At 70.7% G+C, this 14819-nt stretch carries 10 protein-coding genes; 8 read left to right on the forward strand and 2 right to left on the reverse strand.

Annotated features, from left to right (window positions below):
• Positions 1-177 precede the first annotated feature (177 nt).
• A complete protein-coding gene (locus FCG67_RS13960) occupies positions 178-5658 on the reverse strand; it encodes an ATP-binding protein (RefSeq protein WP_136910371.1) in 5481 nt (1826 codons plus the stop codon).
• Positions 5659-6456: 798 nt separating this feature from the next.
• Between FCG67_RS13960 and FCG67_RS13965 the strand changes: the two genes are divergently transcribed.
• Together FCG67_RS13965 and FCG67_RS13970 are read left to right on the forward strand one after the other, a co-directional pair.
• Complete coding sequence (locus tag FCG67_RS13965; protein WP_136910372.1) at positions 6457-7881, forward strand: WS/DGAT/MGAT family O-acyltransferase; 1425 nt, start codon at positions 6457-6459, stop codon at positions 7879-7881.
• A gap of 24 nt (positions 7882-7905) precedes the next feature.
• A complete protein-coding gene (locus tag FCG67_RS13970) occupies positions 7906-8106 on the forward strand; it encodes a hypothetical protein (protein WP_136910373.1) in 201 nt (66 codons plus the stop codon).
• A gap of 79 nt (positions 8107-8185) precedes the next feature.
• Here the strand turns inward: FCG67_RS13970 and FCG67_RS13975 are convergent, their stop codons facing one another.
• Complete coding sequence (locus FCG67_RS13975) at positions 8186-8611, reverse strand: VOC family protein (protein WP_425467836.1); 426 nt, start codon at positions 8609-8611, stop codon at positions 8186-8188.
• Between the two features lie 93 nt (positions 8612-8704).
• On the opposite strand from FCG67_RS13975, the gene FCG67_RS13980 reads away from it, so the two are divergent.
• The 6 genes from FCG67_RS13980 (at position 8705) to FCG67_RS14005 (ending at position 14818) form a co-directional block, all read left to right on the forward strand.
• A complete protein-coding gene (locus tag FCG67_RS13980; RefSeq protein WP_136910375.1) occupies positions 8705-9634 on the forward strand; it encodes a 4-(cytidine 5'-diphospho)-2-C-methyl-D-erythritol kinase in 930 nt (309 codons plus the stop codon).
• Positions 9634-11415 (forward strand): ABC-F family ATP-binding cassette domain-containing protein, encoded by a 1782-nt coding sequence (locus FCG67_RS13985; RefSeq protein ID WP_136910376.1) that lies wholly within the window; start codon positions 9634-9636, stop codon positions 11413-11415. The genes FCG67_RS13980 and FCG67_RS13985 overlap by 1 nt, the downstream gene beginning before the upstream one ends.
• A gap of 100 nt (positions 11416-11515) precedes the next feature.
• Positions 11516-12004, forward strand: a complete 489-nt coding sequence (locus FCG67_RS13990) for a nuclear transport factor 2 family protein (protein ID WP_136910377.1) — start codon at positions 11516-11518, stop codon at positions 12002-12004.
• 100 nt (positions 12005-12104) lie between these two features.
• Entirely contained in the window at positions 12105-12806 is a 702-nt protein-coding gene (locus tag FCG67_RS13995) for a pyridoxine/pyridoxamine 5'-phosphate oxidase (protein WP_136910378.1), read from the forward strand.
• A gap of 19 nt (positions 12807-12825) precedes the next feature.
• Positions 12826-13830 carry an enoyl-CoA hydratase/isomerase family protein gene (locus FCG67_RS14000; protein WP_136910379.1) on the forward strand — a complete coding sequence of 335 codons (1005 nt, stop codon included), beginning with the start codon at positions 12826-12828 and terminating at the stop codon, positions 13828-13830.
• A gap of 130 nt (positions 13831-13960) precedes the next feature.
• A complete protein-coding gene (locus FCG67_RS14005; protein WP_425467840.1) occupies positions 13961-14818 on the forward strand; it encodes an SDR family oxidoreductase in 858 nt (285 codons plus the stop codon).
• Position 14819 lies beyond the last annotated feature (1 nt).

Genomic DNA, 14819 nt, shown 5'->3' on the forward strand with positions numbered 1-14819 from the left:
GGAAGCTCGGCGCTCGGCTCTGTCTGCGCTGCCGCGCGGAACCTCCTGCTGGGCCAGAACTACTGCTTGGCTCCTCCCGGAATGGGCGGTTGGGGCTGACGCCTCGCGAGTGCAGTCACAGCAGTGGGCGCCGCCGGAACGACTTCCGGCGGCGCCCACTGTGCTGTCAGTCGGTCCTTACACGGTGTTCAGAGCCTTACCCATGCCCCGCTCCACCGCGTCGACCAGGCGCGGACGCAGCTCGGCCGCCGGGACGATCGCGTGCACCGAGCCGACCTCGCGGGCCCGCTCGATGTTGTGGATCGCCTCGAACTCGGCGGCCACCTCGCCCAGCTTGGCCGACCGGACCGCGGAGCGCTCGGCGGCCAGCTCGACCCGCAGGCGGGTGCGTTCGGCGTTGTCCTCGGTCTCGGCCAGGCGGGCCTCGAGGTCCCGGACCGCGGGATCCGCTGCGGTGCGGGCGTTGACGTCGCGGGTGAACACCACGGCAGCGGCGGGCGCCCCGCCGAGCACGGAGGCGAAGGAGCCCTCGACCGCGAGCACCTCCATGTTCTCGTTCAGCGCACCGGAGAACACCACGAACGCGCCGCCGTGGTAGCGCGAGACCACCACGAACACGATCGGTCCGTCGAAGTTCACGATGGCGCGGCCGATCTCGGCGCCGTACTCGAGCTGCAGGTTCCGCAGCGACTCCGGGGAGCCGTCGAAGCCCGACAGGTTCGCCAGCACCACGACCGGGCGGTTGCCGCTGGCCGCATTGATCGCGCGGGCCGTCTTCTTCGACGAGCGCGGGAACAACGTGCCTGACGTCCACTGGTCGGGGCCGTCGGTCGGGAACCAGCCCTTGCGGGCGATGGCGCGCGACTCGATGCCGATCACCGTCACCGCGTTGCCGCCGAGGTGGGCGTCGAACACCACGGAGGTGTCGGCGTCGGCCATGTCGGCCCACCGTTCGAGCACCGCGTGGTCCTGATCGACCACGGAGCGCATCACGGTCCGGATGTCGAAGGGCTTCTTGCGGTCCGGGTTCGTCTCCCGAGAGAAGATCTCGCCGACCGTGGTGAACTCGCTCGACGGATGCACGTGCGGGAAGGTGCGGACGTCGCGGTCGATCGGGTCCGTGGACTCGGCCTTGCGCGGGAAGCGTTCGCCCGCAGCGAGGTACGAGTGCTCGTAGTGCGTGAACAGGACGCCGATGGCCGCCGTCAGGTTCGGTGCCCAATACTGCGCCTGGCCGTTCGGGCCCATCACCCGGTCGTAGCCGCCGATGCCGAAGTTGTCCTCCGCGGAGACACCGCCCGAGTAGTCGAGTGACTGCTTGCCGGTCAGCACCATCGCGCTGTCCGGGGTCATCACCAGGATGCCCTTGGTGTGCATCAACATCGTGGCTTCGGCGTTCCAGTAGGGCTGGGCGCCGACGTTGATCCCGGCGACGAGGACGTTGATCTCGCCGCCGTTCTGGGTGAACGTGATGATCCGGCGCAGCCCGCGCGAGACCCAGTCCATGTTCTCGGTGCCGGATTCCATCGAGATGGTGGCGCCGGAAGAGAGGGCGAACCACTCGACGGGCACGCCGAGCCGCTCCGCCATGTCGATCGCGGCGACCACCCGGGAGCACTCGGCCTCGGCCACGGTGCCCAGCGCCTTCGTCGGATCCCCGAACAGCGCGACGCGGGTCATGCCCTCGGGGTGCCGCTTGGTGGGCGTGGTCACCAGGCCGACGATGATGCCCGCGGTGTTCCGCCCGTATGCGCGCTCGACCGGGACCAACACGCCGGACTCGTCGAGGTCGTACTCGACGAACGTGCCGCCCGCAGACAGGGCGGGGATCAACTCGTAGGGGTACACGGTGCCGCGGGCCTTGGAACGCTGCACCTTCTGGGTGTACGCATCCAACGGCTTGAGCGGCTGGGTCGGCGGCTCGGTGACGGCGACCTGCAGGCCTGCGCCCGAGCGGTACGAGAACCGAACCGCCACCTGACGCGGCGCCTCGGTGGGGGTCTCCTGCAGGCGGCCGATGATGGTGAGCTGCTCGAGTCCGGCACCCACGGTCAGCGGCGCGACGTGCTGGGCGATGCGGGCGATCCGGTCGGCCGACACCTCGAACTTCGGCCACACGTAGAGCACCACGCGGTTGTTCTCGATGCGCTTGCTACCGCGCTCGGCCTGGACCCGGCGGATGCCGTCGAGGCAGGCCACGACGGCCCGCTCGATGGCGGGCGCGGCGGCGATCTCGCCGCCCGCGTCCATCTGCAGCGTCAGGTCACGCACCTGCGCCATCGCGATCAGCCGCTCGTCGGTCTGGTTCTCCTTGGCGACGAGGCGGTACAGGAAGGTGTCGGCCGTGGCGGGCAGCCGGGTGCCGTCGAAGTTCTTGAGCCGCCACATGTTCAGGCGCTGTGCGGTGAGCGGGTGCATGTCGCGGATGATCTTGTCCTCGACCAGCCCCGAATCCGGCTCGGCCGCGGGACGGAACGTCACGACGCGCTGCGCGGTGATGTCGCCGGGGGTCGCCACCGTGACCGTGACGCGGCGCCAGGACGCCGCCCCGTCGTGCTCCTGCAAGACCGTGCGCAGCGACTCCGCGAGGGTGTCGCCGTCGGCGGGGGCGTCCGGCCAGGCGAGGTAGAGGTCGATGACCTGGTTGACCGGGGCCGGACCGACCGCGGCGTCGACGACGGCCAGCGCCTCGTCGAGGCGGGCGCGCTCGGCGGCCACCGAGACCAGGCTCAGCTGCTCACCCGAGAGCTCGAAAGTGCCGGTGACGCAGGGCAACCCGTGGCCGTCGAGGGTCTTGACGTCGTGCAGGCCGCGGATCTTGTAGTACTGCCGGGTGACCACCTCGAGCAGGTCGCCGGGCAGCGAGAGCGGGTCGGCGAGGAGGCCCACCAGCGGCTCGGGGGTGTCCACCAGCGCATCGATCCGCTCCGCACGGTCGACGGCGCCCGGACGCTCCGCGAGGTACTGCAGGCTGCCCCGCACACCGTCGTAGACCTGCTCGCGGGCCTTGCGGATCGCCGGCTCGTCGAAGATCCGGAACTGCAGGTTGCGGGCGACGTCACCGACGACCGGGTAGCGCAGCTGGGTGGCGAGGACGAGGCGGTCCAGGACCTCCGCCAGGGCGGGGTAGTTGTCCGTGCAGACGCGGCCGTCGTGCAGCCACTGCGCGAGCAGGCCGGCGACGATCGGAACCTGGGTCTCCATCCGCTGCTGCGCGACGAAGATCCGGTAGACGGCCTCCTCCAGCTCCTGGGTGCGCTCGAGGTCGTTGACGTCGTAGTGACGCAGCGATCGGGAGAGCTTGGCGCGGAACGAGTCCGGCATCCCGTGCACGTCCACGTCGAGGGACTGCAGGAAGGAGTGGAAGTGCTCGCGCGGGCTGTGCACCCGCTCGACGGTGTCCTCCTCGTCGACGGTCGGCCGGTTGCGGGAGAGCTCGCAGAGGTCGGCGAACGTGGTCAGCAGGTTCAGCTCGGCGGCCACGAGGGTGGTGTCGGACTCGGGGAGCGACTCGCGCAGGGCGAGGTACTCGGCCAGCAGCGCGCGCGAGCGGGCGGCGTCGACGTCGAAGCCGGTGATCATCGCGCTCAGGGCGTCGAGCCGGGCGAGTGCCTCGGTGAGGTCGTCGCGGTCGCGGGTCTCGGGGGCGACGAACTCGACCCGCGGGGCCTGGGTGGTCACGGTCTCCTCGGCGACCTGGTCGACGCGCAGCAGCGGCGCGCCCGCGTCCACCTGGGCGTTGACCACGGCGAGCACCTCGCGGACGGTGCCCGCGTAGGGCGCCCGGATCGCGGTCTCCATCTTCATCGCCTCGAGCACCACGAGGGTGTCGCCTGCCTCCACCTCGTCGCCGACTGCGACCGGGAGGGCGACCACCACGGCGGGGGAGGGGGCGCGCACGACGCCCGCCTCGTCCTGGCTGATCTGGTGGCTGATGCCGTCGACCTCGACGAGGTGATGGGCGGGGCCGGTGACGGAGACGATGTGGAACCGGCGGCCGCCGACCACGATCCGGCTCTCGAACTCGCTGAGTCGGTCGACGTCGACCTCGACCTCGCCGCTGTCGCCGTCGATCCGGTAGCGATGCGGTCCGATCTGACCGACCACGAACTGGTAGGCCTGGCCCTGGTAGCTGAGTTCGACGGGCCGGCCGACACCGTGCTTGGCGCGCGGCCTGCCGCCGCGGGCGGCGGCGAGGAACGCGCCGCGCTCGTGGGCCTCCTCCGCGTCGTACACGCCGACCGCGGTCGCCAGCAACGCCACGGCTGCGGCGGGCGTCGGGCCGTTCGCGCTGCCCGCGCCGGTGCGGTCGAGCCATCCGGTGTCCGCGCTGGCGGTGATCACCTCTTCGCGGTCGAGCAGGTCCAGCAGGAACGACTTGGTGGTGGTGCCGCCGTCGAGGACGACGGTGGTCTCGCGCAGCGCGGTACGCAGCCGGGCGAGGGCCTCGGACCGGTCTCGGCCCCAGGCGATGACCTTGGCGACCATGGAGTCGTAGTCGGGCGGGATGACATCGCCCTGGGCGATGCCGGTGTCCACGCGCAGCCCGGATCCGAGCGGGAACTTGAGCAGGCGCACGGTGCCGGGGGCAGGGGCGAACCCGTTGTCGGCGTCCTCCGCGTTGAGCCGGGCCTCGACGGCGTGGCCGAACTCGGGCGGGCAGTCGCCGACCAGCGGGTCGCCGCCGGCGACCTGGATCTGCAGCTTGACCAGGTCGATGCCGGTGGTGGCCTCGGTGATCGGGTGCTCGACCTGCAGGCGGGTGTTGACCTCGAGGAAGGTGAAGACCTGCTGGGAGGGCTGGTACAGGTACTCGACGGTGGCGGCGCCGCAGTAGCCGGCCGCGCGCACCAGGTCGGCGGAGACGCCGCGCAGGTGGTCGGCCTGCTCCTTGCTCAGCAGGGGAGAGGCCGACTCCTCGATGACCTTCTGGTTCTTGCGCTGGATGGAGCAGTCCCGCACGCCGGGGGCCCAGACGTTGCCGTGCGCGTCGGCGATGACCTGGACCTCGACGTGTCGGGCCTCGGTGACCAGGCGCTCGATGAACACCACCGGGTCGCCGAAGGAACGCTCCGCCTCGCCCTGGGTGCGCTCGAGGGCGAGCTCGAGTTCGTCCTCGGCGAAGACCTTGCGGATGCCACGGCCGCCGCCGCCGGAGCGGGCCTTGATGATCAGCGGGTACCCGATGGCCTGCGCGTGCCTGCGGGCGTCGGCGCGGGTCTCGACGGGGCCGCCGGACCACGGCGCGACCGGGACGCCGACCTTCTCGGCGAGCAGCTTGGCCTCGACCTTGTCGCCGAGCAGGCGCATGGCGTCGCCGGAGGGGCCGATGAAGGTGATGTTCAGGCGGGCGCAGAGGTCCGCGAACGCCGGGTCCTCGGCGACGAAGCCCCAGCCGACCCAGACGGCGTCGGCCCTGGCCTCGATCAGGGCGCGCTCGAGCTCGGCGTGGTCGAGGTAGGGGGTGGCGGCCGTCGTGGACGGTCGCAGGGTGACACCCTCGTCCGCCTGCCGGACGAACATCGCCCGCCGCTCGGCGTCCGTGTGCAGCGCGATCGTCGTGATGCCGTACGGGTGCTCGGCGTTGAGCTCGCGCACCGCCCGGATCAGGCGTACCGCCGCCTCACCCCGATTGACCACCGCTACACGTTTGAACATCCTCGCCCACCGTTCTCGAAATGTGTGTGTCGACTGCGCCGCGCCTGCGCGACCGTCCGCCGTCCCGAACCCCGAAGGGGACGGAGCCGGTGTGCAGTCCGGACCGGTTGGCCTGGGACATGCCCGACCGAGTGCGGTTGGGACCCGAAACCTCGTGTGGAAACGAAGTCGAGGCGCGAGCGAATTCGATCCGGTCACGCTTAATCCTCGCCCGGCCTGGCGTCCCAAGTCGACCCTGCCGGTACGCAAGCATGCAGTATTTCGTCGACATTGTCATGTCGCGTCCGTCGGGGCCGGAGGATCGACGAATGTCGTTGCAGTGCAGCAGTATTCGAACTGGCCCCGAAGTGGCCCGAACGGTGAATCGGTGCTACCAACCGGTAATAAGATTCATACTGGCGAGTAGGTATAACGCGTACTCGTGAGTAGGAATTTATTTACTCGCGAGTAGGGTTACCGGCAGGAGAAGTTTTCATATTGAGAAAGATGCTGTTACGCCGAGTATCAATTTTCTGGCCAGAACACTTGATCTTGATATCTGCAGGTGAATGGATTGTGCTCCCGCGTGCCAAATCAAGTTGATCTTGCCGGCGCCCCGGCAGGCCCCGGACCTGGACATTTGCTCAAGTGGATTCGGTTTTCCGAATGATGTAGAACAGGTCTCAAGCGCAACTGGTCCGTGATCTTTCTCACAGAATCTCTACGGGAATGCGACACGGCCGGAGCGCGGAAATACAGGTCCCCGGGGGACCGGAGCCGCTCACGGTTCCGGGCACGGGATTTCAGGAAAGGCGCGTAATGCTGCTGCCGATGTCACCGACCGACTCGATGTTCCTGCTGGGGGAGTCCCGAGACCATCCGATGCATGTCGGGGGTCTGGCGCTGTTCACGCCGCAGGAGGGTGCAGGGGCGCGGGACGTGCGGGCGATGCTCGACGCAGCCTTCGCCAGGGGTGAGGTCTCGCCGCTGCTGCGCCAGCGGGCGCGGCGATCGGTGACCTCGCTCGGACAGTGGGGCTGGGAGACCGACACCGACATCGACCTCGGCCACCACGTCAGCCACGAGGCGCTCCCGGCGCCCGGCGGGATCACGGAATTGCTCGAACTGGTCTCCCGCTTGCACGGCGGCCTGCTCGACCGCAGCCGCCCGTTGTGGGAGATGCACCTGATCGAGGGCCTCGAGGACGGCCGGTTCGCGGTCTACACGAAGATCCACCACGCCCTGGCCGACGGCGTGTCCGCGATGAAACTACTGCGCAGCGCGCTCAGCGAGGATCCGGAGGCGCGCGAGATGCCCGCCCCGTGGGAGCCGCTCGTGCGGGAGCGTCCCGCGCTCGTCCCGGACGCCTCCGACGATGGTGCCGTCGAGGGCGCCGTCGAGCCCGCCCGGGGTGGTCCTTTGGACCTGGCGTCCGCGGTGCTGCGCGTCGCGCGTGGTGCCGTCGGCGAGGCGGTCGGCCTCCTGCCGGCGCTCGCGGGCACTGTCGACCGGGCCAGGCGCGACCGCGGCGGGTCGCTCTCATTCGCGGCGCCGAGCAGCATCTTCAACGTGCAGATCGGGGGTGCCAGGCGGTTCGCGGCGCAGTCCTGGCCGATCGAGCGGTTGCGGCTAGTCGCGAAGTGCGGTGACGCCACGATCAACGACGTGGTGCTGGCGATGTGTGCGGGCGCGCTGCGCGCCTACATGGACGAACTCGACGCGCTGCCTGCCGACCCGCTGATCGCGATGGTGCCCGTCTCGCTGCGGCGTGATCCGCGGGAGGTCAAGGCGGGCAACGAGATCGGGCTGCTGATGTGCAATCTCGCCACGCACCTCGACGATCCGGCGGCCCGGCTCGACACGGTGCGCACCGCCATGCGTGAGGGGAAGGACTCGATGCGCACCATGAGCGCGGCGCAGGTCCTGGCCACCAGCGCGCTCGGTGTCGCCCCGTTGGCGCTGGGCATGTTCGGCCTCGGCGGGCCGGTCCGCCCCGCGAACGTGATGGTCTCCAACGTGCCGGGCCCCGGGACGCCGCTCTACTGGAACGGTGCCCGGCTGAGCGCGCTCTACCCACTGTCGATCCCGGTCGACGGGCAGGCTCTGAACATCACCTGCACCAGCACCGACGACGAGATCGCGTTCGGGTTGACCGGCTGCCGCCGTAGCGTGCCGCCGCTGCAGCCACTGCTCGGATATCTCGACGACGAGCTCGCCGCGCTCGAGCGGGCCGTCGGATTGTGACACCGGAGAGGGAAGGACGATTCAATGCAGCTCACCGCACATGACCAGTCCCTGTTTCGAGATGAGCCCGCGCCGCACCGGGTCCGCTCCGCCGTGGCCATCGCGCTGTCCGCGTCCGTCCCCGCCGCCGCGTCCGCGCTCCTGGTCACCGGGTCCGCCCTCGCGGGGGTTCTGATCGCCGCCTTCACCGTCATTTGCGTCGGCCTGGCCGCCGTGATGATCTGACACCGGACTGAGCTCACACAATGGGCGCGGATCGCCTGATTCCGCGCACCGGCGCCACCGAATGTGCGGAGATTCCGGCTCACCCGATCGGCCCGGCCAGCATCCACCGGTGACCGAACGGGTCCACCAGGGTGGCGCCGCGATGGCCGTTCTCGTTCGCCGGTTCGCGTTCGACGGCCGCGCCCGTCGCGCGCGCCCGCTCCAGGGTGGCGTCGGTGTCGGCGACCGGCAGCATCAGGCTCACCCCGGAACGACCGGGGGCGGGCGCGGTGAAGCCGATCTCCGGGAACTCGTCGGCCAGGTACAGCGTGCCGTCGCCGATCACCAGCTCGCAGTGCCCGACCCGGCCGTCGGGCATCATCACCGGCTCGCCGTCGACGCGGGCGCCGAAGGCCTCGGCGTACCACTCGATCGCGCGGCGGGCGTCGGGCAGGGACAGGTAGGGCAGGGCGGCGGGCCGGGGCACAACGGTCCGCCCCTGATCGGGGTCTCGGGTGTCGGTCATGACGGCTCCTGGGTGGGTTGGCGGCGTCCACCTCCATCGTCGTCCCCTCGGGGCGGTCATCGGACCGCATTTGTTCCACTACGCTGGTGCCTTGTGCTGTCCGCTGTTCCTCGCCCGGTGATCGTCCGGGCACCGTCGAAGGTCAACCTGCACCTCGGCGTCGGTGACCTGCGCGAAGACGGCTATCACGAGCTCACCTCGGTATTCCAGGCGCTCTCGCTGCACGACGACATCGAGGTCCGCGACGCCGACGAGCTCTCGGTCGTGGTGCAGGGTGAGAGCGCGCGGGTGGTGCCGACGGACCACCGCAACCTGGTCTGGCAGGCGGCCGAGCTGCTCGCCGAGCGGGCGGGCCGGGACCCCGCGGTAGCGATCGCGATCGCGAAGGGCATCCCGGTCGCGGGTGGCATGGCAGGCGGCAGCGCCGACGCCGCGGCGACGCTGGTCGCCCTCGACGAGCTCTGGGAGCTCGGCCTCGAGCGCGCGGATCTGGACGAATACGCGGCCCGGCTCGGCAGCGACGTGCCGTTCTCCCTGCGCGGCGGCACCGCCATCGGTACCGGTCGCGGCGAGAAACTGCTGCCGGTGCTGTCCCGCAACACCTTTCACTGGGTCCTCGCGCTCGCCAAGGGTGGGCTGCGGACCCCGGACGTGTTCCGCGAGCTGGACCGGTTGCGGGCCGAGGGCGACCCGCCCCGGCTCGGTGACCCAGACGAGCTGATGCACGCGCTCGCCGTCGGCGATCCCCATCAGCTCGCCCCCCTGCTCGGTAACGACCTGCAGCCCGCGGCACTGTCCCTCAAGCCGGAGCTGCGCCGCACCCTGCGGGCGGGCACCGCCGCGGGTGCCCTGGCCGGCATCGTCTCGGGCTCGGGGCCCACCTGTGCCTTTCTCTGCGCGGACGCCGACGCGGCCGTGGCGGTCAGCGCGGAACTGGCGGGCGCGGGCGTCTGCCGGACCGTGCGAACAGCCCACGGCCCGGTGCCCGGTGCCCGCGTGATCGACGACAAGACGGAGCACTGATGGCGAATCTGATCAATCTGGAGCAGGTCTCGAAGTCATTCGGGATCAAACCGCTGCTCGACTCGGTATCGCTCGGCGTCCAGGAGGGCGAGCGGATCGGTGTCGTGGGCCTCAACGGCGGCGGCAAGACCACCATGCTCGAGGTGCTCGCAGGCGTCGAGCCGCCGGACTCCGGCCGGGTGAGCCGGGTCGGCGGACTGCGGATGGCGGTGGTCACCCAGCGCGGTGTGCTGCCCGCGGGCTCGAGCGTGGCCGACGTGGTGCTCGCCCCGCTCGGGGTCGACGAACACGAATGGGCGGGCAACGCCCGGATCCGGTCGATCCTGACAGGAATCGGCATCGACGCCGTCGGCCTCGATCGCATGGTCGAGGGGCTGTCCGGTGGCGAACGGCGCCGGGTGGCGCTGGCCGCCGCGCTGGTGCAGGACCTGGACCTGCTGGTGCTCGACGAGCCGACCAACCACCTCGATGTCGAGGGCGTGCAGTGGCTGGCCGAGCATCTCGTCGACCGGCGCAGTGCCCTCGTCGTGGTGACCCACGACCGCTGGTTCCTCGACACCGTCGCCAACCGCACGTGGGAGGTCGTCGGCGGAAAGGTCGAGGCCTACGAGGGCGGCTACAACGACTGGATCTTCGCCCGCGCCGAGCGCTCCAGGCAGGCCGACGCCTCCGAGGAGCGTCGCCGGAACCTGGCCCGCAAGGAACTCGCCTGGCTGCGTCGCGGTGCGCCCGCACGTACCTCCAAGCCCAAGTACCGGATCGAGGCAGCCGAGGCGCTGATCGCCGACGTGCCCCCGCCCCGGGACAAGGTCGCGCTGGCGTCGTTCGCGAACAGCCGACTCGGCAAGGTGGTCATCGAACTCGAGGACGCCACGATCGCCGCGCCGGACGGCCGGGAACTGGTGAACGATCTGACCTGGCGCTTGGCACCTGGCGAGCGCATCGGCCTGGTCGGCGTCAACGGCTCCGGCAAGACCACGCTGCTGCGCACCCTCGCGGGCGAACTCGAGCCCGCGACGGGCCGACGGAAGCAGGGTCAGACCGTCAAGATCGGGTGGCTCCGCCAGGAACTCGACGACCTGCCGACCGATCTGCGCGTGCTCGAGGCAGTCAAGGACGTCGCCGAGCGGATCGTGTTGGGCGACAAGGAAATATCCGCTGGTCAGCTGGCCGAGCGGCTGGGCTTCACGCCGGCCCGTCAGCGCACCCGCGTGGGCGATCTGTCCGGTGGCGAGCGCCGACGGCTGCAGCTGACCCGGGTCCTGATGTCCGAGCCGAACGTGCTGCTGCTCGACGAGCCCACCAACGACCTGGACATCGACACCCTCCAGCAGCTCGAGGACATCCTCGACGGCTGGGCGGGCACGATGGTGGTGATCAGTCACGATCGCTATCTGATCGAGCGGATCTGTGACTCCACCTGGGCGCTGTTCGGCGACGGCAACCTCACCAACCTGCCCGGCGGCATCGTCGACTACCTGCGCAGGCGTCGGGCCGCGGTCGAGGCCGCCGGTACCACCAGTCAGGCGCTGTCGGGTTCGTCCGCACCCGCACAGGTGAAGGACGGCGCCGCGGACCGGGCGGCCCGCAAGGAGCTGAGCAAGCTCGAGCGCCAGATCGTCAAGCTCGACGAGCGCGAGACCAAGCTGCACGCGGCGTTGGCGGAGGCCGCGACCGATCCGGCGAAGCTGCAGTCGCTGGACGCGGAGCTCCGCCAGGTCGTGATGGACAAGGACGGCGCCGAGGAGCGCTGGATGGAGCTGGCCGCCGAGCTGGAGTGAACCGGCGCTCACCCATTCCGGTCTCCTTCGCAGGCGAAGAAGACTAGTCTGCGAGCAGGTCAGTATCTGTGCATGAGTCCCGTCATGGAAGGCGTGCATCATGGATCTGGAGGCCGTCGCCGAGATCTGCAGACTCAAATACCGGTACACCCGCGCGCTGGACACCAAGGACTGGGCCACGTTCCGCGACACCCTGTTGCCCGACGCGACGGCGACCTACGGCGAGCATCTCCGGTTCGAGGATCGTGATGCGCTCATCTCCTTCATGGAGATCACTTTGGCCCCGCACGTGCTGACCGAGCACCTGACCGGGCAACCCGAGATCGACGTGGACGGTGACAGCGCGTCCGGGGTCTGGGTGCTCTCGGACACGGTGATCATTCCGGAGGACGGGATGATGCTGCGCGGTGCGGCCTACTATCACGACCGGTACGCCCGAGGCGCGGACGGTCAATGGCGCATCTCGCACACGGGCTACGAGCGCACCTACGAGGTGGTCATCTCCCTCGCCGACATCCCGAGCTTCCAGGTCACCTCGAGCCGGTGGGCGCTCTCGGTGACCCCGGCCGCCACCCAGGCCTCCGCCTGACGGAGACCCGCGGGTCGAAACGCGTTCGGCCCGAGGCGCTCTCGGTCGGCGGTGCGTCGTCGAGGTGCGCACAACCGCGGTCGGGGCCTAGGGTTCGACCGTGCCCGACATCGCGCCCCGGTCCGAGTTCGACGACACCCGCGCGTGGCTGCGCGCCCTGCCCGCCCTGACGGCCACCGCGGCGCCCGCCGATGTCCTGGGCCCGACGCCCACCCCCTGCCCGCTGTTCCTGCGCTGGCTGGAGGACGCGGTTGCCGCGGGGGTACCGGAACCCCAGGCCGCCGTGCTGTCCACGACGGAGGACGACGGCCGGGTCGACGCCCGGGTGCTCATCCTCAAGGACGTCGGTGAGCGGGGCTGGTGGTTCTCTGGCTCTGTGGATTCCCCGAAGGGGCGTCAGCTGGCGGCGAACCCCTCGGCGGCGCTGACCTTCTACTGGGCCGGGGTGGGCAGACAGGTCCGGGTCCGCGGCCACGCCGAGCCGGGGGAGGCGCCGGTGAGCGCGCGGGACTACCTCGAACGGTCGGTGACAGCCCGCGCGGTGGCCGCTGCCAGCCGACAGAGCGAGGTGCTGGCCGATCCGGCCGAGTACGACCGCGCGGTCGCCGAGTCGGTCGCCCGGATCGAGGCCGACCCGGGCCTCGTTGCGTCGGCCTGGCAGGCTTGGTGCCTGGTCCCGGACAGCGTCGAGTTCTGGCTAGCCGACCCGGGGCGCAGACACCAACGGTTGCGGTACCGGCGGCCCGGGCCGTCCGCGGGGCGGTCGACCACTGGGTGGATCACGGACGTCCTGTGGCCGTGACCAGAACATGTGAACAGGAGTGTGCATGAGCTTCATCCGGACCAACGTCGCGAACGGCGTCGGCGAGATCGTGCTGGACCGACCGAAGGCGCTCAACGCCCTCGACCCCAGCATGATCCGCGACCTGTACGAGCCGCTGCTGCGCTGGCGCGACGACCCCGCGGTCGAGACGGTCCTGGTGACCAGCGGTTCCGAGCGGGCGTTCTGCGCGGGCGGCGACATCAAGGCCGTGCGCGAGGCGGTGCTGCGCGGCGACCGCGAGTTCGTGCACGGGTTCTTCGCCGACGAGTACCGCCTCAACCTGCTGATCGGCGAGTACCCGAAGCCGTACATCTCGCTGATCGACGGCGCCGCGATGGGCGGCGGGCTCGGCATCTCGGTGCACGGCTCGGTCCGGGTGGTGACCGAGCGGGCGGTGCTGGCCATGCCGGAGACCGCGATCGGGTTCTTCCCAGACGTGGGCGCGAGCCACTTCCTGCCGCGGCTGACCGGCGCGGCAGGCATGTACCTCGGGCTCACCGGCGCCAGGGCCTCGGCGGGCGACGCGGTCGCGTTCGGACTGGCGACGCATTTCGTGCCGAGCGAGCGGTTGGCGGAGCTGGCCGACGCGATCCGCGGTGGCTCGGCCGCCGAGGCGCTCGAGAAGTTCGGGGAGCAGGCCCCCCAGGCGCCGCTGGCCGCGCGGCAGGCGGAGATCGACGGGGTGTTCGCGCAGGGCACCCCCGCGGACATGCTGGCCCGGCTGACCGGGGACGACGAGTGGACGACGCAGGCGCGGACCGCGCTGACCGCGGTGTCGCCGACCGCCGCGTTCGTCACCGCGGAGCTGATCCGGCGCGGCGCGGACGACGAGCTGTCGCGGTGCCTCGATCGTGAGCTGGCGCTGACCGGCCCGGTGACCACCGGGCCCGACTTCGCCGAGGGCGTCCGCGCGGTGCTGGTCGACAAGGACCGCAACCCGTCCTGGTCGCCGTCGAGCCTTGCCGCGGTGGACCGGGACGCGATCGCCGCGCTGTTCGACTAGCCCCGCGCCCCGCTGAGTGTGCAGTTGTCGGCGCCCCATCCCGGGCGACGCCCCGGCAGGTGCACACTCGGCCGGGGTCGGGGGCGCGCGGATAGCATCGAATCCGCCATTCCTACCGGAGGAGCCAGCAATCGTGATCACCGAGATCCTCGCCCGCGCGGCGCTGAGCCCGATCCCGTCCGCCCGGGCGATCGCCGCGAAGTTCCTGCCGATCCGCGAGCACCGGATCGAGGGCAAGCGGGTCCTGCTGACCGGGGCCTCGTCGGGGGTGGGGGAGGCGGCCGCGCGACGCCTCGCCGCCGAGGGCGCCGAGCTGATCCTCGTCGCGCGGGGCGCCGAGGCGCTCGAGGCCGTGCGCGACGAGATCGTGGGCGCAGGCGGGAGCGCGCACGCCGTGCCCTGCGACCTCACCGATCCGGATGACGTGGACCGGCTGCGGACCCTCGTCCGTGACGAGCTCGGTCCCGTCGACGTGCTCGTCAACAACGCCGGCCGCTCGATCCGCCGCTCGGTCGAGGAATCGCTCGACCGCTTCCATGACTTCGAACGCACGATGGCCCTGAACTACTTCGGCCCGGTCCGGCTCACTCTCGCGCTGTTGCCGGAGATGCTCGAGCGACGGCAGGGGCACGTGGTCAACGTGGCCACCTGGGGCGTGCCGGGCGGCGTCATGCCCAAGTTCGCCGCGTACCACGCGTCGAAGTCCGCGGTCAGCGCGTTCGGGCGCGACCTCGGCGCCGAGCTCGACGGCCGCGGGGTGTCCGTGACGACCGTGCACTTCCCGCTCATCCGCACCCCGATGATCGCGCCGACCAAGGACTACGACGCGATGCCAGCGCTGACCCCCGAGGACGCGGCGTCCTGGCTGGTCACCGCGATCCGGACCCGGCCCGTCGAGCTGCTCCCGACCTATGCGGAACTGCTGCGATTCCTGGACAACTTCGCCCCGACGGTGACCGACGCCCTCGTGCGGCGCGCCGGGATCTGAC

Source organism: Rhodococcus oryzae (assembly GCF_005049235.1).
Classification (GTDB): domain Bacteria; phylum Actinomycetota; class Actinomycetes; order Mycobacteriales; family Mycobacteriaceae; genus Rhodococcus_G; species Rhodococcus_G oryzae.